This is a genomic window from Solidesulfovibrio alcoholivorans DSM 5433, assembly GCF_000702665.1.
In the GTDB taxonomy this organism is placed as follows: domain Bacteria; phylum Desulfobacterota; class Desulfovibrionia; order Desulfovibrionales; family Desulfovibrionaceae; genus Solidesulfovibrio; species Solidesulfovibrio alcoholivorans.
In genome coordinates this window covers 277,526-295,640 of record NZ_JNJA01000005.1, presented here as the reverse complement: position 1 = coordinate 295,640, position 18,115 = coordinate 277,526, and the positions used below count along the sequence as shown (strand labels likewise).

The window sequence follows — 18,115 nt, the reverse complement described above, 5'->3', positions numbered from 1 at the left end:
CCCTCCGGCGGCCAGGAGGGGCGACGGCCCCTCCTGAACCTCCCGAAAAGGGGAGAACGCGGCCGCGGCAACTCCTCGGAAGCTTCCGCTCGCGCGGAGCGCTACCCTTCCGGCGGCGCTTCGTTCGCGGACGTGACCACGATCACGTTGCCCACGATCTTGGAGTTGGGCACGATGATGACGTCGCCCGTGTCGGAACGGATGACGGTGTTGAAGACGTCGATGGACGCGACCACGCCCGAAGCGCCGGCTGCGCCGGGCACGTTGACCCTGTCGCCCACGCGGAAAAATCGGAAAAGCAGCAGCATCACGCCCGAGGCGAAGTTTGAAAGCGTGTCCTTGAGCGCCAAGCTGACGGCGAGGCCGGCCGCGCCGAAAAGCGCGAGCAGCGAACTGACGTTGAGCCCGAACTGCCCCAGGGCGGCGATGAGCACGACAAGGTAGAGACCGTAGCGCACGAGGCTGGCCACGAAGGACACGATCTCGGACGGGACGTTTCGCCGGCGCATGATCCGCGACAGCAGCAGCGTCAGCCGGCCGGCGACCCAGATGCCGGCGAAAAAGAGCAGCAGCCCCGACACCAGCCGGCTGCCCAGGGACAACGCCCAGGGCACGATCTGGTCAGCGAAGAAAGTCTGGCCGCCCACGGCGAGGCGCGTGCGGCCGCCGACCTTTTCCACGGCCACGGGCACGGCGGCCGCCGCATTGTCCTTGAGCGCCGCAGCGGCCTTGTCCAGGGCGGACGCGTCACCGCTTGCAGAGGCGGCCACAGGCGGCGTCGGCTGGGATTGCGTGGCGGCGGGAGCCTGCGCGGGCGCGGCCTTGGCGGCAGCGGCCGGAGGCGGTGCGGCCGCGGGCTTGGCAGCGGTCGCGGGCAGGTCATGCTCCCTGATCCCGCTGCCGGGCAAGGGCTGAGTGGCCTGGGGCGCGGACTGGGGACGCAACTCGACGCCATGGGGCTTTTCGGCCGTTGGCTGCGGAGGTTGCTCCTCGGCCGCCGGCGCTGCCGCAGCGGGAGCCTGGGCGGCCGGCCCCCGGGGCGGGATGACGAGGGCCTTGCCCAGTTGCAGGCGCGAGGCGTCGAGCCCGGGATTGGCCCTCAGGATGGCGGCGGCCGGCACGCCGTAGCGCATGGCCAGGGCGTTGAGCGTGTCGCCGGCCTTGATCACGTGCCTGGTCGGCGCGACCGCGAGCACCATGACCGGGGCCGGTTCCCCGGTGCGCGAAAAGCACGGGCCCGCGTCCGAAAGCAGCATGCTGCCCGCAAGCAGCGCCGTGAGCAGGAAGTATTTCGCCAGATCGCCCATCGTCACCTCCGCTTGCAGTCTTCAAAAATCCCGTCGCGCCCCAAAGGCTAGCACACGGACGAAGGGCCCGCAAAGCCATGCCCCGGCGCGCAGGTGTTACGCCTTGGCGACGGAAAGCCGACCTTACGCGCGACGCCTGGCCAGCAGCACGCCCGAGCCGATGGGCACGACCACGCCGTCGAGCCTGGGGTCGGCCAGGATGCGCTCGACCACGCCGGGAATCTCGTGGGCGTGGCTGATGACGTTGTCCGCGGCCAGGATGCCGCCGGGGACCAAGCGCTCGGCGAGCAGCGCGACGCAGGGCCACAGCACATCGCGGTTGGCGTCGATGAAGGCGAAGGCGATGCCGCGCATGGCGGCGAGCGCCTCCAGGGCGTCGCCGCGCACGAGCCGCACCGCATCGGCGCAGCCGGCCAGGCGCAGGGTCTCCTCGGCCAGGGCGAGCTTGTCCGGGTCGCGGTCGATGCTCGCCAGCACGCCGCCTCGCGCCCGGCAGGCAAGCGACAGCCACAGGGCGGAATAGCCGGCGCTCGTGCCCACCTCGACAAGGTTCCCGGCCGGCGCGGATGCGGCCAGTATGGCCAGGAACCGGCCGGTTTCGGGCGGAATCTGGCGCAGCCGCTTCGCGTGCGGCGTGCCGTCGGTACGGTCCGCGGCGTCCAGGGCCTCGAGCGCCTGCATGCGCGCGGCCATGGCCGGCGTGATGGCTTCGAACACGGCGTTGTCCTTTCCTGTCGCGGGCATGGAAGCATGCACGCGGCCTGAGCCGTAACCCACCTTATTGAAACACGAATTCCTGGAAGTAGATGTTTTTCACCTTGCCCGCGCCAGCGTACTTGTTGAAAAGCTCGATCAGCTCCTGGCGCAGGGCCATCTTGCCGGCATTGGTCAACAAATCCTCGGCGAGTTTGGTGGAGAGGCGGAAAATCAGATCCTCCCGGGCGTCCGGCAAAGTGATGCGCTCGGCCGCCGCATTGTCCTCGCACTGCACGAGCATGGACAGGCGCAGGAAGCGGAAGCCCTTGTTGCTCAGGATGTTGACTGTGAGCGGGCCGACGACGATGGCCCCGTTCTCGGGCTTGTTCGCGTCCTTGCCCTCGCCCTTCTTCTCGCTTTTCTTGGAATCGCCGCCGTGGCCGCCTTCCGAGGAGGCGTGCAGCGCGCCCATGTGCGGCGTGGCCAGGACAAATGCCAGGAGCATCAGCCCGATCTTCACCCAATGCGACGGCAGCATCACGGCAGATTCCTCCGTTTCCCGGCCATGGGGTCAGCCCCGGGCCTTGGCCTGCCGCCGGCGGGCGTGCAGGATGGGTTCGGTGTAGCCGCTCGGCTGCGCGCGGCCCTCGAAAATGAGGTCGCAGGCGGCGGCGAAGGCGACGCTTGCGGAAAGGTCCGTCGCCATGGGCCGGTAGGCCGGGTCCAGGGCGTTTTGCCGGTCGACCACGGCGGCCATGCGGGCGAGCACCTCGCGCACCTGCTTCTCGTCGCAAAGGCCGTGGCGCAGCCAGTTGGCGATGTGCTGGCTGGAGATGCGCAACGTCGCCCGGTCCTCCATGAGGCCGATATCGGCAAGATCCGGCACCTTGGAGCAGCCGATGCCCTGGTCCACCCAGCGCGAGACGTAGCCGAGAATGCTCTGGGCGTTGGTTTCGAGCTCGTGCAGGACGTCTTCGGGCGTGGGCCGCGCTTTGCCGAGGAGCGGCAGGATGAGCAGTTTTTCGCGGTCGGCGCGCACGCGGCCGGCGATCTCGCGCTGGCGGTCGAAGACGTCCACGGCGTGGTAGTGCATGGCGTGCAGCGTCGCGGCCGTGGGCGAAGGGACCCAGGCGCAGTTGGCGCCGCTGCGCGGGTGTTCGACCTTGGTCGCGACCATCTCGGCCATCTTGTCCGGCTTGGCCCACATGCCCTTGCCGATCTGCGCCCGGCCGGAAAAGCCGCAGGCAAGGCCCACGTCCACGTTGCCGTCCTCGTAGGCGGCCATCCAGGGCTCGGCGCGCATGGCGGCCTTGCCGACCACGGGGCCGGCCTCCATGACGGTGTGGATCTCGTCGCCCGTGCGGTCCAGGAAGCCGGTGTTGATGAAGACGATGCGCGTCTTGGCCGCGCGCACGCATTCCTTGAGATTGAGCGACGTGCGCCGCTCCTCGTCCATCACGCCGATCTTGAGCGTGTTGCGCGCCATGCCGAGGGCGTCCTCGACGCGGTCGAAGAGCGTGCAGGCGAAGGCGACTTCCTCGGGGCCGTGCATCTTGGGCTTGACGATGTAGACCGCGCCCGAGCGGCTGTTGTGCAGCCGCCCCAGGCCGCGCAGGTCGTGCAGCCCGGCCGCGGCCGTGGCCATGGCGTCGAGCATGCCCTCGGGAATCTCCTCCCCGCTTGCGTCCAGCACCGCGTCGGTCGTCATCAGGTGGCCGACGTTGCGTACGAAAAGGAGGCTGCGCCCGGGCAGGTCGAGCGCCCCGCCGTCCGGCGCGACGTAGCTGCGATCCGGGGCCAGGCCGCGGTCCACGGCCTTGCCGCCCTTGTCGAAGCGGGCGGTCAGGTCGCCGCGAAAAAGCCCAAGCAGGTTATGGTAGGCGAGCGCCTTGTCCGGGCCGTCCACCACGGCCACGGAGTCCTCGCAGTCGAGGATGGTGGTCACGGCGGCTTCGAGCAGCACGTCCTTGAGTCCCGAGGGACTGGCCTTGCCCACGGGATGGTTGCGGTCGAAAACGAGTTCGATGTGCAGGCCGTTGTTGCGCAGGAGCACGTGCGTCGGCGCGGCGGGATCGCCCACGTGGCCGGCGAAGCGCTCGGGCCGGGCCAGGCCCGTGGTCTGGCCGTTTGCGAGGGTCACGGTCAGCACGCCGTCCGCGACGGCATAGGCGGTCACGTCGGCGTGGCGGCCGTAGGCCAGGGGCACGGCCATGTCCAGGAAGCTCGATGCATAGGCAACCACGGCCGCGCCGCGCGCCGGGTTGTAGCCCGGCCCTTTGGCGGCGTCCCCGGTTTCGGGGATGACGTCCGTGCCGTAGAGCGCGTCGTAGAGGCTGCCGAATCGGGCGTTGGCGGCGTTTATGGCGTAGCGCGCGTTGGTGATGGGCACCACGAGCTGGGGCCCGGGGACGGAGGCGATTTCCGGGTCCACATCGATGGTTTCTATGGCGAAATCCGGGCCTTCGGGGAGCAGGTAGCCGATGCCGGCCAGGAAGCACTTGTAGGCTTCGGGATCGTGGGGCTGTCCGGCGCGTTCCTTGTGCCAGACGTCTATGGCGGCCTGCATGGCGTCGCGTTTGGCGAGCAGTTCGCGGTTTTTCGGCCCGAGCGTGGCGACGATGTCGGCCAGGGAGGCGAAGAAGGCTTCGGGCGCGATGCCGGTTGCGGGGAGGATTTCCCCGGCGATGACGTCGTAGAGCGTTTTTTCGACGGACAGGCCGGCGACGGCGATGCGGTCTGACATGGGCGGCGCTCCTTGCTGCTGCGGCCGTGATCTGCCCCGGATGGGGCAACGATGCGGCAGTGTACGGGATTTGGCCGCCCGCGCAAAGGGGTGGCGGATTACGGGGTCATTTCATGAATTCGCTTTCCGAAGGCGGCAAGGCAGGGGTTAGCTTTCGGCTGGGGGAAAATCCTGGGCGATATCTGAGAAACAGGGCTTCTCCTTTTGAAGCGGTTTCCACCAATAAGCGTCCGAGGGCTGGCCGGTCAGAACAAAGCAACTATGTTAGTTGCGCAGTTGTTGAAGTTGTCTCACTATGTAATTTGACAATGGAAACGAGGATTCTTCCGCGCGTTTAATTGCTGTAATAATATCTTCTTTAGTTGTATGTTTGGAACCATATTTGGGCAAATAAACATCTTCATAATACCTAAATCCAAGCTTTATCATTTCCTGATCTTTCTTTTCGTCACCATAAGGAGCACCTTGAAATGCTTCTTTAAAATCTAACAATGCCTTACAATACTCTTTATCATGATAGTCAACAACAGATTTATGCTGATAAATCTGCACAATACCAGCGGCCTGAAGAGCCCATTTTTCTTGAAATCCAAAGGCTTTTGCCGTAGCCCCGAAATTAAAATTTCCAAAATTCTCGTATTCAGGGTCTTTTCGTTTATAATCCCATGCCCCTTTAGGCATCACCATTTCCACGAACCAATAAGGGTTAAAACTTTCTCTCGCTTTTTTAATATTTGCATCGATATCTGCATCCGAAGGGTGTGCCGGAATTTTAAGAGGAGGAAAGTTCGGATCAATATACCCAGCATCCTCATCCCTTTTATTCATCGTCCCATACCGTATTTTCATTATCTTGTTTTGAATGACATAAAACGTGCTTATTTCAAGCAATGTCTCAGAGAATGCATCCATCGCTTTGGGCTCGACTCCTTCAACCTCTCCATAATTCTCTCTCGCCATGGTCATTTCCTTTTTTTATTTGACAAAAGCATTCAATCACTTATAAGTCCACACATTATTTATCGTGTCAACCTGTTTTGCCCAAAGTTCAAAAAATAAAAAACAACACCACACCATCATTGAAACTGCATCCAGAGCAGCGGCAACCATCCGAAAAGACCGCGTCCTCACCCCCTTCTCCGGCCAAACGGGAAATCGCCCTGCGACGTTGCAGGCTGGCGCTTCTCTGGACGCTTTGTCTTGAATGCTTATCATGGCCGCTTCTGAACTATGAGTTCATAATCTATTCTTATTTACCACCCGTATTCTACGACTGGGGTCCACCGCTTCTCACAATTACCACTCTCGCTACGGAAATATACAGCATATACCTTCCACTTCGCTATCTTAGACGGGCAAGATTTCGTTCCATATATCCATTTATCATCGTCATACTTTCGCATTACGCTATTGGCGCGACAAGTCCTGTCAATACAAACATTACTTCCTACCATACATGGTTCAAAAACGAACGCGAAAATATCGTAGCATCCTATTGTTCCGGCAAAATCTCCCTCGAACCAGGCGACTGCGAGAAGTGTGTGCAGCTCCCGAAAGAATGGCAGCGTTTCTCCCTCATGAGCGATCACCTCGACATCACATGCGACGAGATAAAAACACAGGCGCTTTTCTATACCAGATGGGGATTCTTCAGCTACTGGGAAGCGCTCTTGTATCGAGCGGACGGCAGCTACCCGGACGACCCGCTCATTCTCAGGTCATATAAAATAACAAGACTGGACGATAACTGGTTTTACATTATACATTAAGAATTGTTGTCCACAGTTTCCGAGCTGCGGCGAAGCCAGGACAATGCTTAGCTTCGCCGCAGCTCGATCCCGTTATTTGAGGACGATCTCTTCCATCGTCTTGCGCTTGCGCGGGTACACCTCCGGCTCGTCGGGATGGCCCACGGCCAGGATGTTCACGATGCGCAGGCCTTCCGGGATGGCGAAACGCGCCTTGATGTTCGCCTCGTCGAACATGCCCACCCAGCACGTGCCAAGACCCATCTCCACGGCGCGCAACATGAGGAACGCCTCGGCAATGGCCGTGTTCATGGCGCAGGCCCCGAACTTGGCCTGCTCCGCCGCCGCGGCCTCGCGCGCCACATAGGCGTCGATGCCGTCCATGGGCTCGCCCGTGATGATGTTGCTGTCGCGGTAGAAAAACGCCGCGGACTGCGAATCCTTCACGTAATGCGCGAGGTCCGCGCAGCAGATGAAAATCGCCGCGGCACCCGCCAGCCAGCCCTGCTTGCGCGAGGCTTCGCTCGTGCCGAACCAGGCGAGATCCGCCGGGTCCGTCACCACCTTGAAGCGCCACGGTTGCGTGTTGAGGCTCGACGGCGCGTTGCGGGCCGCCTCCAGCAGTTCGTGAATCTCGTCTCCGGTCAACGGTTTCCTGGCGAAGGCGCGCACGCTGTGGCGCGCGGCAATGGCTTCCTTGACGCCCATGCTCATGGTCGCGACTCCTTGTCGGTAAGGTTATGGCGGCGCAGCAGCCTGCGCCACGCCATAAGCCCTAGCGCGTCCTGGGGCCGCCACCAAGCCCCGTTTCTGTCGCCGGCTTGCCTGATCCTGCGAAATGTCGGATTTTCGGCTGCACATGACGCGCTTTTGCGGCAGGATAACCGAAAGGAGCGGCACGAATGACGCAAGCGACCGAATGCGACCGGCAGCGCCTGGCCAGCCTGCTCGCGGCCCAGGTGAAGCGCGACGGCTTTTCCGATTCCCCGCTGCCCGGCGTGCGCTACGCCCGGGCCCTGCGCCACTATCCCCTGGCCCCGGCGCTCTACGAACCTTCCGTGGTCATACTGGCCACGGGGAACAAGCGCGCCGTGGTCGGCGAAACGATCCACATCCTGGACCCCGGCCACTACTGGGTGGTTTCCGTGCCCCTGGCCTTTTCCTGCGAGACGTTCGCCACGCCGGACACGCCGCTTTACGGGTTTTCCGTGCGTGTGGACCCGGCCATGCTCGGCGAACTGCTCCTGGAAATGGACGACGCGCCCGAGGCGACGCCCCCTGTTGCGTTCGAGGCGTCGCGCGACCAAACCTCGACCATCGGCATGCGGGCCATGCCCATGACCGAGACCCTGGCCGATGCGGCGGCGCGGCTGGCGGCCTGCCTTGCCGAACCGGGCGAGGCCCGCATCCTGGGGCCGGGCATCGTGCGCGAGATCCTCTACCGCGTGCTGCTCGGGCCGCAGGGAGCGACCCTTCGCGCCCTGGCCGCGCAAAACGGCCGCCTGCGCGCGGTCTCCCGGGCGCTAAAGCGCATCCATTCGGATTTCAAGGAAGAGCTGGATGTGGAGATGCTCGCTCGCGAGGCGCACATGGGGCTCTCGACCTTCCACCATGCCTTTCGCGCGGTCACGGCCACGACGCCGCTCCAATACGTGAAGGCCGTGCGCCTGCACAAGGCGCGGACGTTTCTGGCCGAACCCGACGCCACGGCCGCCGACGCCGGCCGGCGCGCGGGCTACGTGAGCGCCTCGCAGTTTTCGCGGGAATTCAAGCGCCTGTTCGGCGCGACGCCGTCGGAAGAACTGGCGCGGCTGCGCAGTGCGGCGGGCTAGCCGCCCAACCGGAACATGGCCAGATATTCCTGATTGCCCTTGGGGCCCTTGACCTTGGACGGCACGACGCCGCCCGGCGCGAGCCCGAGCTCCTCGCGGGCGAAAGCCGTCACCTTGTCGATGGCCTCCTGGCGGAAGGCCTCCTCGCGCACGACGCCGCCCTTGCCCACCTTCTCGGGTGTGAGCTCGAACTGGGGCTTGACCAGCGTCACGACCAGCCCGCCGGGCTTTAAAAACCGCACGAGCGCCGGCAGCACCTTGGTCAGCGAGATAAACGACAAATCGGCCACGACAAGGTCCACGGGCTCGGGCAGCAGGTCGGCCGGCGCATGGCGCAGGTTGACGTTCTCCATGGACACCACGCGCGCGTCGGCGCGCAGTTTCTCGTGCAGTTGCGCCGTGCCCACGTCCACGGCGTAGATCCTCGCCGCGCCGTGCTGAAGCAGACAGTCCGTGAACCCGCCCGTGGACGCGCCGGCATCCAGGGCGACAAGGCCCGAGACGTCCAAGCCGAACGTCTCGAGCGCCGTTTCGAGCTTGCCCCCGCCCCGGCTGACGTACCGCTCCCCCGCCTCCAGGGAAAAGACCGTGCCGGCAACGAACATCCGGCCCGGCTTGTCCACCACCGTCTCCCGGCCGTCCACGGCCACGCGCACGAGCCCGGCCATGATCAGCCGCTTGGCCCGTTCCCTGGTGTCCGCCAGCCCCTGCTCGAACACGAGCTGGTCCGCCCGTTGCTTGTCCTTGGCCATGACGCGTCCTTGTGAAGAGGAAGAACCGGGGCGCTGCCCCGGATCCTGCCGGGGGGAAGGCTTCCCCCCGGACCCCCTCGACGGGAAGAGGGTTGCTTCAATCGGACACAAAATGCGTCCGGCAAAATGCGGAAAAGACGCGTTACGCGTCCTTGTCGCAGCGTCCCAGAATGCGGCGCAGCGTGTCCTTGGAGATGCCCAGTTCGCGGCAGGCGGCGTTGCGGTTGCCGCCGTGGCGGTCCACCGCTTCCTGCGCGGCCTGGAAGCGGACCTCGGCCATGGTCCGGCCCCGCTTGTAGGCGCAGCCGGCCTCGCCGCGCAGGTGCTCGGGCAGGTGGCAGGGCTCGATGGCGCGGTCCTGGCAGAGGATGGCCGCGTATTCGATGATGTTTTCGAGTTCCCGGATATTGCCCGGATAGTCGTAGGCCATGAGCCGTTCCATGGCCTCGGCGCTCACGGATTCGACCTTCTTGGCCAAAGCCACGCGGCAGCGCCCGAGCACGCGCTCGACGAGCAGCGGCACGTCGCCGCGGCGCTCGCGCAGGGGCGGAATGCGAATGACCACGACGCTTAAGCGGTAATAGAGGTCCTGGCGGAACTGGCCGTCGACCACCATGCGGCCGAGGTCGCGGTTGGTCGCGGCGATCACGCGCACGTCGGCCGGAATGGTCTCCACGCCGCCCAGGGGCTCGTAGGAGCGCTCCTGGAGCGCGCGCAGGATCTTCGCCTGCATGGCGTAGGGCAGGTCGCCGATCTCGTCGAGGAGCAGCGTGCCGGAATCGGCCAGGGCGAACCGGCCGGGCTTGTCCTTGCGCGCGTCGGTGAAGGCCCCGGATTTGTAGCCGAAAAGCTCCGATTCAATGAGCTGCTCGGGCAGCGCGCCGCAGTTGACGGCGACGAACGGCCCGCTGCCGCGCTGGGAGAGTTTGTGGATGGCCCGGGCGAAGACTTCCTTGCCCGTGCCCGATTCGCCAAGGAGCAGCACCGTGGAGTCGCTTTGCGCGATCTGCGGCAGCATACGCACGATTTCGGACAGATGCGGGTCGCGGGTACCGAAGTCGTCGAGGGGCTGCAACCCGGCCAGACGGCTGACGAATCCCCCGCCCGAGAGGTCGCGAAAAATCTGCACGCCGCCGATGACCATGCCGCCCGTGGCCCAGATGGGCGCGACGCTCACGCACACCGGCACGTCCGGGCAGCCCGTGCGCTTGAGCGTCACGATGCGGTTGGCGATGGGCCGGGCCTCCTCCATGCACTGGCGCAGCACGCAGACCGTGCGGCAGTTGGAGACGCCGAACACCTCGCGGCAGGTGCGGCCCACGGCGTCCGCCGGGTCCATGCGGGCGATCTCCCCCGCGGCCAGGTTGCAGTAGCGCACGATGAAATCGCGATCCACGGCAAACACGCCATCCGCCACGTTTTCCAGGGCAAAAGCGCTGGCATCGTCTCCGGGAAAAACATCAAAAGGTCGCTTCATGCAGGCTCCGGCGGCAAAGTGATCCGGCGCCAGTGTGCCCATCCCCTCGGGCGAGGTCAACGCTAGCGGAAGCAAAAGTCGTCCACAAGCTGCTTCCCAAGCACAGATAGACATGCAACATGCCGGAATAAAAGAAAGTTCAGAACGGCACGAAAAGTGCTTTTTTTCCCAAACAAACGCGAACCCCGCTCCAAGGAGAACCGATATGAACCTGACCCTGACCATCACCGGCCTGTGTTGCGATCTGGCCCTGCACCCCGTGGACAACGACAATGCCGCCCGCGTGTGCATGCTCGGCGAGAATCTCTACAAGACCAACTCCCTGGAGTGGTGGCGCGCCAACGGCAACAACACCTGCGGCATGCGCCTGACCCGCGATTCGCGTATCGAGGCCAGCATCGACGGCGCGCCCGTGCTCCTCGACCCCGCCCACATCTCCACCGCCGCCACCATGCTCACGCAACGGGAACTGCTCGACCGCCCCGAGGCGCAGGTCTGCCTGCTCGGCTACGATGACGAGCAGTGCTCCCGGACCTGGACCTGGCGCAACGTGAGCGCCTGTGACGTGGAGCGCTTCCAGTTCCTCGTGCAGTGCTGGGACCGCATCCTCGGCGAAAAGGAATATCTGGTCCTCGAAGATGTGCTCTACGCCGGCCGCGCCGCCGACAGCGCCGCCTGGGGCGAGAGCCAGGGCTTTTCCTTCCGCGAGCCCATGGTCGTGCCCATGGATGTCGTGCGCAACGAACTCGGCGCGCGCCAGGAAAAGGCCGCCTAACCAACGCCTGCCAGGGGATTGTGGGAACCGACCCCTCCCGCCCCCTTCGTCGGTAGGACATCCGCCCCAAAGTCCCTGCCCTCCTTCCGGGAGGATGTCCTACCGATCTTTTTCCCAAGGCCCGTCGGCCGCCCCGAGGCAAACACCAGCCAAGGGGTCCCCGGCGGGACTTTTTTTTTGCGCTATGGGTGGAGAGGGAGGCGAGGAACGCCTCCGGCGTCCAGGAGGGGTCGGGGGCCCCTCCTGGACCACCCCATTCTGGGATGCGCCGGGAAGCGGAAGGAGGGGTGGGCGCTATTTGCGCGAGAGGCCGAGCGTCTCGACGATGGCTGCGGCCGCCTTGGCCGTGTAGTCCTCGGGCGAAAGCGACGCCTTGTCCGCGTCGGAAAGGATGCCGCGCGGCTTGTTGACGAATCTGGGGTCGGGCGTGACGCCGTAGGATTCGGGGAAGGCGTTCTCGAAGTACATCTCCTGGAAGCCGATGAACTTCAGGTGGTGCGCCGTGGCGTCGAGGATGGACACTTCCGACGGCTCCACGAGCCCCATCTCCCGGGCCTTCATGAGGCCGGCCAGGCATTCGCCGCCCTGCGTGCAGCTGATGTGTCCGTGGCGGTTGGCCGTGAGCATGCCGTCCATGATGGCCTGCTCGGTCACCTGGATCACCTGGAAACTGCCCGGGCCGCCGATCTTCTCGTACTGCTCCACGAAATGGGCCACGCGCGGGAACGAGACCGGATTGCCGATCATGGCCGCCTGGGCCACGGACGGGGTCACGGCCACAGGCTCGTAATGCCGCTTGGCCGGGTCGGACTCGGCGTAGTAGCGCCAGACCGGGTCGGCATGGTGGGACTGCACGCCGAAGATGCGGGGCAGGGAGCGGATGACGCCGAGCTTTTTGAGCTTCAGGAAGCCGCCCATGATCGCCGTCACGTTGCCCGCGTTGCCGATGGGCACGAACACGCACTTGCGGTAGGTGTCCCAGCCGAACCACTGCGCCACCTCGAAGGCGTAGGACTCCTGGCCCAGGATGCGCCAGGCGTTTTTCGAGTTGAGCAGCGCCACGCGGTAGTTGTCGGCCAAGTGCTCGACCACCTTCATGCAGTCGTCGAACACGCCCGGCACCTCGATGACCGTGGCCCCGCTGCCGAGCGGCTGGGCCAGCTGCTGCGGCGTGACCTTGCCCTTGGGCAGGATGACCACGGACTTGATGGGGCCGCCGACGTAGGCGGCGTAGAGCGCGGCCGAGGCCGAGGTGTCCCCCGTGGAGGCGCACACGGTGAGCACGGAATCCCAGGCGTTGACCCGCACGAGGTGCTTCAGATAGCTGAAGGCGCAGGCCATGCCCCGGTCCTTGAAGGAGGCGCTGGGGTTCTGGCCGTCGTTTTTGTAGTAGAAGGGCACGCCGACGGCTTCGGTCAGGGCCTCGTTGGCGGCCACGAGCGGCGTGTGCCCCTCGCCGAGGTAGACGATGTCGCCCTCGTCCATGACCGGGGCCATGAGCTCGTAGTAGCGCAGCACGCCGCGCAGCGCGGTCACGCGCGTGGACGCCCGCTTGTCGAACAACGACTGCCAGTAGCTGGCCGGGTATTCGAGCAGGCTGTCGAAGGTCGTGTCCTCAAGGATGAACACGCCCCCGCAGTGCGGACAGGTGTAGTAAAGCTCCCGGATGTCGAACCGGGCCTGGCAACCCAGGCAGACATATTCCATCTTGCCCCGGTAGGCCGGAAAATCGCTGACCGTGATCATGGCGCTTCCTTCTCCTCGCGTCGTGTCCCCGAAGCCTGCCCGGCACGGACCGACCATCGCAACAACGAACTTCGCTCAATAAACACGTTCCAGGCTCCAACAACAATCCACTTTATCCCGGAACACACCCAAAATCGCACAATGCCCAGACCCCAAAAAAGGAGTCCAGAGGGCGCCAGCCCTTTGGCCGCCGGAGGCTTTCCCCCCACTCCACCCTCATCTCCACAGACTACGCCGGCCACAAGGCGCGGGCCGTGGCCACCCACATGACGACGCCGCAGGCGACCTTGGCGGTCATGCCGAACACCTTGCCGTACATGGCCCCCATGGCGGCCCGACGCGCCCCGGCGTCGTCGCGCCCATGGGCGCGCTCGAAGACATAGCAGCCGACAAACGCGCCGGCAACGGCTCCAAAGAGGGCCCCGATGCCGAGAAAAAACGGTGCGCCGAGCAGCGCGCCGGCGAACGCGCCGAGAAACCCGCCCAGGTTGCCCTTGCCCGTTGCCCCGTATTTCTTCGCGCCGAAGATCTGGGCGAAAAGCTCCACCGCCTCGCCGGCCAACCCCACGCACACGAGCATGGCGTAGAAGGCGAACCCGAGGTGCGGCGCGGGATGGAAATAGTCCCACAGGGCCACGAGCCCGAGCAGCAGCCAGTTGGCCGGGAGCCCGAAAACGTGCAGCGTCAGGCACCCCAGCAGCACGAGCAGGAACACGACGACAAAGGCGATCGTCACGCGCCCTTCTCCCTATTGTCGATGACGCGCGTGGCCTTGCCCTCGGACTTGGGCAGGGAATTGCGCTCCACGAGCTCCACCTTGGGTGTGACCAGAATTTCGTCGCGAAGCCGCGCCACGATGCGCTTTTGCAAAGCGGCCAGCTGGCGCATGTCCTCCACGAAGTACTCGTCGCGGATTTCCACCTTGACCCGCAGGTTGTCGATGAATCCGTCGCGCTCGAGCATGATGAGGTAGTTCTGGCCGACCTCGGGCATGGCCATGAGGATGCGCTCGATCTGCATGGGGAAGATGTTGCAGCCCTTGACGATCATCATGTCGTCGCAACGCCCCTGCAAGCGGTCGAGGCGGCGATGCTCGCGGCCGCAAGGGCAGGTACCGGGCAGAAAGCGCGTCATGTCGCGGGTGCGGTAGCGGATGATGGGCATGCCCTCGCGCCCGAGGCTCGTCATGACGAGTTCGCCGAGTTCGCCGTCGGGCACGGGCTCGCCCGTGGCCGGGTCCACGATCTCGGGCAGGTAGGCGTCCTCCCAGACATGCATGCCGTGCTGCTCCCGGCACTCGAAGGCGACGCCCGGCCCGTTCATTTCGGAGAGGCCGTAGGAGTTGTAGCACTTCATGTCGTAGAGCGCTTCCAGGCGGCGGCGCGTCTCCTCGGTGTAGGGCTCGGCACCGACCAGGGCGACGCGCAGCGGCAGCGTGCGCGGGTCGACGCCCATCTCGGCGAAAACCGTGGACAGGTACAGGGCGTAGGACGGAATGATGTGGATGCCCGTGACCTTGAAGTCCATGAGCAGCTTGATCTGGCGGTGGCTGTTGCCCGCGCCGGCGGGAATGGTCAGGCAGCCGAGCTTTTCCGCGCCGCAGTGGATGCCGAGGCCGCCGGTGAAAAGGCCGTAGCCGGACATGTTCTGGAAGACGTCGTCCTTGCGCAGGCCCACCATATGCATGCAGCGCGCCATGAGCGACGCCCACCAGTCCAGGTCGTTTTTCGTGTGGTAGATGACCGTGGGCGTGCCGGTGGTGCCGGAAGAGACGTGCATGCGCACCATTTCGCTTTGCGGCAGGGCAAGCAGCTTGTCCGGGTAGCTGTCGCGCAGGTCCTGCTTGGTGGTAAACGGCAGGCGCTTCACGTCATCGAGGCTCGTGACCGCCTCGGGATCGACGCTGCACTCCTTGAAGCGCTGCGCGTAAAACGGCGATTTTGCCGCCTGCTTGAGCGTCGTTTTCAGGCGCTTGAGCTGCAACCGCTCGATCTCGAGCCTCGAAAGCCCTTCCGCTGCATCGTAATACACGGCCGCTCCTTTACGCGCTTTGCGTGCGCATGCGGAGGGGAATGAAGATGTGGGGAGAAACCCCCCTTTTTGAAAAAAGGGGGGTTTCTCCCCACACCCCTCTTCCCCCCAAAAACTTTCAACGTAATATAGCGTCCAGGAATCGCCGTCCAGGCGGCGCGGCCGCTATTTTGCGGGAGCGCCGACCTCGCCCTTGGGGGTGGTCCAGGAGGGGCCCCCTGCCCCTCCTGGCCGCCGGAGGCGTTCCTCCTCCGTTACCCTGTTACCCCGTTACCCGAAGCCCAGTTCGGACGGGGGCGGGATGTCGGAGAGATTCTCGAACGCTGTGGATTCCTTGAAAAAAGTCAGCCGTACCATGCCCGTGGGCCCGTTTCGCTGCTTGCCGATGATGATTTCGGCCACATTGTCCTCGGGCGTGAGCTCTTCCTTCTTTTTGTAGGCGGCGGCGCGGTAGAGGAAGATGATGACGTCGGCGTCCTGTTCGATGGCCCCAGATTCGCGCAGGTCGGACATCATGGGGCGTTTGTCCGCGCGTTCCTCGACCTTGCGGTTGAGCTGGGAGAGCGCGATGACGGGCACGTGCAGTTCCTTGGCCAGCGCCTTGAGGCTGCGGGAAATGTCGGAAATCTCCTGCTCGCGCGAATCGATGTGGCGCGAGGCGCGCATGAGCTGCAAGTAGTCCACCACGATGAGCCCGAGGCCGTGTTCGGCCTTGAGGCGGCGGCAGCGGGCGCGCAGGTCCATGGTGGTGATGGCCGGGGTGTCGTCCACGAAGATGGGCGAGGCCGAGAGATGGTTGGCGGCGTCGTAGAGCTTGGCCCAGTCCTCGTCGTCCAGGCGTCCCCGGCGCAGCTTGGCGAGGTCCACCTTGCCCCAGCAGCACAGCATGCGCTGCATGATCTGCTCCATGGACATTTCGAGGGAAAAGACGGCGGTGGGCACGCCGTGCATGGCCGCGCCGCGCATGGCCACGTTCATGGCGAAGGCGGTCTTGCCCATGGAGGGCCGGCCGGCGATGATGATGAGGTCCGAGGGTTGCAGGCCGGCGGTGTATTCGTCGAACTGGTAGTAGCCCGTGGGCACGCCGGTGACGAGCTCCTTGTTCTCCATGCGCTTTTCGATCTGCTCGAAAACGCGGGTGACGAGGTCCTTGGAGGAGTGCAGGCCCTTGGTCGTGCGCGAGTCGGCGATGGCGAAGATGGCCTGCTCGGATTCGTCGAGGAGCTTTTCGGTTTCCTGGCCGCCCTCGTAACAGCGGGAGATGATGTCCACGGCCGCGCCGATGAGCTTTCGCTGCACGGCCTTTTCCCGGACGATGCCGGCATGGTGCAGGGCGTTGGCCGCGGCGATGGTGGAGGAGGTCAGTTCGGCCAGGTAGGCCGGGCCGCCGACCTCGTCCAGGCGTCCGGACGCGCGCAGGCCCTCGGCCAGGGACACGAGGTCGATGGGGGCGTTTTGGCGCGAAAGATCGAGGATCGCCTGATAGATGAGACGGTGGGCCGGGGAGTAGAAATCGTCTTCGCCGACGAGGTCGACGAGATTGAACAGGATGGAATTTTGCAGCAAAATCCCCCCCAGAACCGCCTGTTCGGCTTCGAGGTTCTGGGGGGGAACTTTTTTAAGGACGTCTGCGGAGACCCGCTCCAGGGCCTGCCCGGTCAGCGGCTCGCCGCTTCCGACAAGGCCGGAAGACTTGGCGTTACGCGGTTTCTTCCTCGGGCTGTCCACTGGCTTCGGCGGAGGTTTCGACTTCGGCCCCGGCAGGCGCGGCGGCGGCCGGCGCGGCAAGGACTTCCTCTTCTTCGACGCCGCCCTGGCGGACGACGGACACCTTCACGATGCCGCGCACCTCGGGCATGAGCTTGACCGCCACTTCGTACTGGCCAAGGGCCCGGATGGGGTCGTCCAGCACGATCTTCTTGCGGTCGATCTCGATGCCGAGTTCGGCCATCCTGTCGGCGATGATGCCGGAGGTGACGGAACCGTAGAGCTTGTCGCCCTCGCCCACGCGCACCTCGATGACGACCTCGACCGCAGCGATCTTGTCGGCCAGGCTCTGGGCGGCGAAAGCCAGCGCGTCGCGCTTGGCCTGCAGTTTTTTGCGCTCGTTTTCGAAACGGCGCAGGTTGGCGTCGGAGGCCAGCATGGCCAGTCCCTGGGGTATCAGATAATTGCGGCCGTAACCGGGCTTGACCGAAACCTTGTCGCCAAGGCGGCCCAGGCTCTCCACGTCCGCGCGCAAAATCAGTTCCATGGCGTCCCTACCTTACATTTTCTTGAGGTGCTCGGCGCTATGGGTGGCCGTGTAGTACAGAAGGGCCATCTGCCGGGCGCGTTTGATCTGCAAGGTCAGGCGACGCTGACACTTGGCGCAGGTGCCGGTGATGCGCCGGGCGATGATCTTGCCCCGCTCCGTGACGAAATCCTTGAGGATGTCCGGGCGTTTGTAGTCGATGGGCAGGTTCTTGTTGGCGCAGAAACGGCAGAACTTCTTTTTGGGGGTGAATTTCTTTTTGAACGCCATGGCTTAGGCTCCCTCGGGCACGTACTTGTCGGCGAGCTTGACGGTGACGAACTTCATGATGCCGTCGGTGATGCGCACGATGCGCTCGAATTCGGCGATGGCCGTGGCCGGCGCGGCGAATTCGAAACGCGTATAGTGGCCACGGGTCTTTTTCTGGACGGGGTAGGCGAGCTCGCGCATCCCCCACTCGTCCACGGCCAGCATGGCGGCGTCCTGGCGTTCGAGAACCCCTTTGAGGTTCTCGAGGATTTCCTGCCGGTTGTCGGCTGCGAGCTCGGGTGAGAGCAGCAGCAGGGCTTCGTACTTCCGCATGGTTCCTCCTTGTGGTCTGTGGCCCTTTCTCCCGGGTGCGGCCCATCGGAAAGAGCAAGGCGAGCCGGAGTGATTACCCCCGCCGCCCGCCCCTGTCAAGCGGCTTGGCCGGCTTCTTGCCAAAGCACGCACCCCGGCATAAAACCGCGCGTACCCGACAGGAACCATCCCC

At 64.6% G+C, this 18,115-nt stretch carries 17 protein-coding genes; 2 read left to right on the top strand and 15 right to left on the bottom strand.

The window, feature by feature from the left end; all coding sequences use genetic code 11:
- Positions 1 to 101: 101 nt before the first annotated feature.
- From Q368_RS23860 to Q368_RS0111900, 6 genes are all read right to left on the bottom strand, one after another.
- Positions 102 to 1,307, bottom strand: coding sequence for a mechanosensitive ion channel domain-containing protein (locus tag Q368_RS23860; RefSeq protein WP_029459301.1), 1,206 nt, complete (start codon positions 1,305 to 1,307; stop codon positions 102 to 104).
- Between the two features lie 123 nt (positions 1,308 to 1,430).
- Positions 1,431 to 2,024, bottom strand: coding sequence for an O-methyltransferase (locus Q368_RS0111920; RefSeq protein WP_029459300.1), 594 nt, complete (start codon positions 2,022 to 2,024; stop codon positions 1,431 to 1,433).
- Positions 2,025 to 2,085: 61 nt separating this feature from the next.
- Complete coding sequence (locus Q368_RS0111915) at positions 2,086 to 2,541, bottom strand: flagellar basal body-associated FliL family protein (RefSeq protein WP_029459299.1); 456 nt, start codon at positions 2,539 to 2,541, stop codon at positions 2,086 to 2,088.
- A 33-nt stretch (positions 2,542 to 2,574) separates the two neighbouring features.
- Positions 2,575 to 4,746: a malate synthase G gene (locus tag Q368_RS0111910; RefSeq protein ID WP_029459298.1), complete on the bottom strand. Its 2,172-nt coding sequence runs from the start codon at positions 4,744 to 4,746 to the stop codon at positions 2,575 to 2,577.
- 264 nt (positions 4,747 to 5,010) lie between these two features.
- Positions 5,011 to 5,706, bottom strand: coding sequence for a polymorphic toxin type 44 domain-containing protein (locus tag Q368_RS24525; RefSeq protein ID WP_162179639.1), 696 nt, complete (start codon positions 5,704 to 5,706; stop codon positions 5,011 to 5,013).
- A gap of 881 nt (positions 5,707 to 6,587) precedes the next feature.
- Positions 6,588 to 7,208, bottom strand: a complete 621-nt coding sequence (locus Q368_RS0111900) for a nitroreductase family protein (RefSeq protein ID WP_029459296.1) — start codon at positions 7,206 to 7,208, stop codon at positions 6,588 to 6,590.
- 188 nt (positions 7,209 to 7,396) lie between these two features.
- Here Q368_RS0111900 and Q368_RS0111895 point away from each other — a divergent pair, with 188 nt between their 5' ends.
- Positions 7,397 to 8,326 (top strand): AraC family transcriptional regulator, encoded by a 930-nt coding sequence (locus Q368_RS0111895; RefSeq protein WP_029459295.1) that lies wholly within the window; start codon positions 7,397 to 7,399, stop codon positions 8,324 to 8,326.
- On the opposite strand, the gene Q368_RS0111890 is transcribed toward Q368_RS0111895, so the two are convergent.
- Together Q368_RS0111890 and Q368_RS0111885 are read right to left on the bottom strand one after the other, a co-directional pair.
- On the bottom strand, positions 8,323 to 9,078 hold the full coding sequence (locus Q368_RS0111890) for a TlyA family RNA methyltransferase (RefSeq protein ID WP_029459294.1): 756 nt from the start codon (positions 9,076 to 9,078) through the stop codon (positions 8,323 to 8,325). The two genes, Q368_RS0111895 and Q368_RS0111890, sit on opposite strands and share 4 nt — an antisense overlap.
- A 142-nt stretch (positions 9,079 to 9,220) precedes the next feature.
- Positions 9,221 to 10,555 (bottom strand): sigma-54 interaction domain-containing protein, encoded by a 1,335-nt coding sequence (locus tag Q368_RS0111885; RefSeq protein ID WP_029459293.1) that lies wholly within the window; start codon positions 10,553 to 10,555, stop codon positions 9,221 to 9,223.
- Positions 10,556 to 10,760: 205 nt separating this feature from the next.
- On the opposite strand from Q368_RS0111885, the gene Q368_RS0111880 reads away from it, so the two are divergent.
- On the top strand, positions 10,761 to 11,330 hold the full coding sequence (locus Q368_RS0111880; protein WP_029459292.1) for a hypothetical protein: 570 nt from the start codon (positions 10,761 to 10,763) through the stop codon (positions 11,328 to 11,330).
- Between the two features lie 294 nt (positions 11,331 to 11,624).
- Here Q368_RS0111880 and thrC read toward each other — a convergent pair whose 3' ends face one another.
- The 7 genes from thrC to rpsF form a co-directional block, all read right to left on the bottom strand.
- Positions 11,625 to 13,076 (bottom strand): threonine synthase, encoded by a 1,452-nt coding sequence (gene thrC, locus Q368_RS0111875; RefSeq protein WP_029459291.1) that lies wholly within the window; start codon positions 13,074 to 13,076, stop codon positions 11,625 to 11,627.
- A gap of 229 nt (positions 13,077 to 13,305) precedes the next feature.
- Positions 13,306 to 13,812 (bottom strand): DUF456 domain-containing protein, encoded by a 507-nt coding sequence (locus Q368_RS0111870; protein WP_029459290.1) that lies wholly within the window; start codon positions 13,810 to 13,812, stop codon positions 13,306 to 13,308.
- Positions 13,809 to 15,107: a phenylacetate--CoA ligase family protein gene (locus tag Q368_RS0111865; RefSeq protein WP_029459289.1), complete on the bottom strand. Its 1,299-nt coding sequence runs from the start codon at positions 15,105 to 15,107 to the stop codon at positions 13,809 to 13,811. Before Q368_RS0111865 ends, Q368_RS0111870 begins: the two co-directional genes overlap by 4 nt.
- 270 nt (positions 15,108 to 15,377) lie before the next feature.
- Entirely contained in the window at positions 15,378 to 16,835 is a 1,458-nt protein-coding gene (gene dnaB / locus Q368_RS0111860) for a replicative DNA helicase (protein WP_029459288.1), read from the bottom strand.
- Complete coding sequence (rplI, locus tag Q368_RS0111855; protein WP_029459287.1) at positions 16,807 to 17,361, bottom strand: 50S ribosomal protein L9; 555 nt, start codon at positions 17,359 to 17,361, stop codon at positions 16,807 to 16,809. The genes dnaB and rplI overlap by 29 nt, the downstream gene beginning before the upstream one ends.
- Before the next feature lie 12 nt (positions 17,362 to 17,373).
- Positions 17,374 to 17,631: a 30S ribosomal protein S18 gene (gene rpsR / locus Q368_RS0111850; RefSeq protein ID WP_029459286.1), complete on the bottom strand. Its 258-nt coding sequence runs from the start codon at positions 17,629 to 17,631 to the stop codon at positions 17,374 to 17,376.
- Positions 17,632 to 17,634: 3 nt separating this feature from the next.
- Positions 17,635 to 17,943: a 30S ribosomal protein S6 gene (rpsF, locus tag Q368_RS0111845; protein WP_029459285.1), complete on the bottom strand. Its 309-nt coding sequence runs from the start codon at positions 17,941 to 17,943 to the stop codon at positions 17,635 to 17,637.
- Between the last annotated feature and the right edge of the window lie 172 nt (positions 17,944 to 18,115).

What these genes read in the sequence shown, in the direction of transcription:
- Q368_RS23860 (WP_029459301.1), bottom strand. Translation starts at nt 1,307, where the DNA reads ATGGGCGATCTGGCGAAATACTTCCTGCTCACGGCGCTGCTTGCGGGC.
- Q368_RS0111915 (WP_029459299.1), bottom strand. Translation starts at nt 2,541, where the DNA reads ATGCTGCCGTCGCATTGGGTGAAGATCGGGCTGATGCTCCTGGCATTT.
- Q368_RS0111910 (WP_029459298.1), bottom strand. Translation starts at nt 4,746, where the DNA reads ATGTCAGACCGCATCGCCGTCGCCGGCCTGTCCGTCGAAAAAACGCTC.
- Q368_RS24525 (WP_162179639.1), bottom strand. Translation starts at nt 5,706, where the DNA reads ATGGCGAGAGAGAATTATGGAGAGGTTGAAGGAGTCGAGCCCAAAGCG.
- Q368_RS0111900 (WP_029459296.1), bottom strand. Translation starts at nt 7,208, where the DNA reads ATGAGCATGGGCGTCAAGGAAGCCATTGCCGCGCGCCACAGCGTGCGC.
- Q368_RS0111895 (WP_029459295.1), top strand. Translation starts at nt 7,397, where the DNA reads ATGACGCAAGCGACCGAATGCGACCGGCAGCGCCTGGCCAGCCTGCTC.
- Q368_RS0111890 (WP_029459294.1), bottom strand. Translation starts at nt 9,078, where the DNA reads ATGGCCAAGGACAAGCAACGGGCGGACCAGCTCGTGTTCGAGCAGGGG.
- Q368_RS0111885 (WP_029459293.1), bottom strand. Translation starts at nt 10,555, where the DNA reads ATGAAGCGACCTTTTGATGTTTTTCCCGGAGACGATGCCAGCGCTTTT.
- Q368_RS0111880 (WP_029459292.1), top strand. Translation starts at nt 10,761, where the DNA reads ATGAACCTGACCCTGACCATCACCGGCCTGTGTTGCGATCTGGCCCTG.
- thrC (WP_029459291.1), bottom strand. Translation starts at nt 13,076, where the DNA reads ATGATCACGGTCAGCGATTTTCCGGCCTACCGGGGCAAGATGGAATAT.
- rplI (WP_029459287.1), bottom strand. Translation starts at nt 17,361, where the DNA reads ATGGAACTGATTTTGCGCGCGGACGTGGAGAGCCTGGGCCGCCTTGGC.
- rpsR (WP_029459286.1), bottom strand. Translation starts at nt 17,631, where the DNA reads ATGGCGTTCAAAAAGAAATTCACCCCCAAAAAGAAGTTCTGCCGTTTC.
- rpsF (WP_029459285.1), bottom strand. Translation starts at nt 17,943, where the DNA reads ATGCGGAAGTACGAAGCCCTGCTGCTGCTCTCACCCGAGCTCGCAGCC.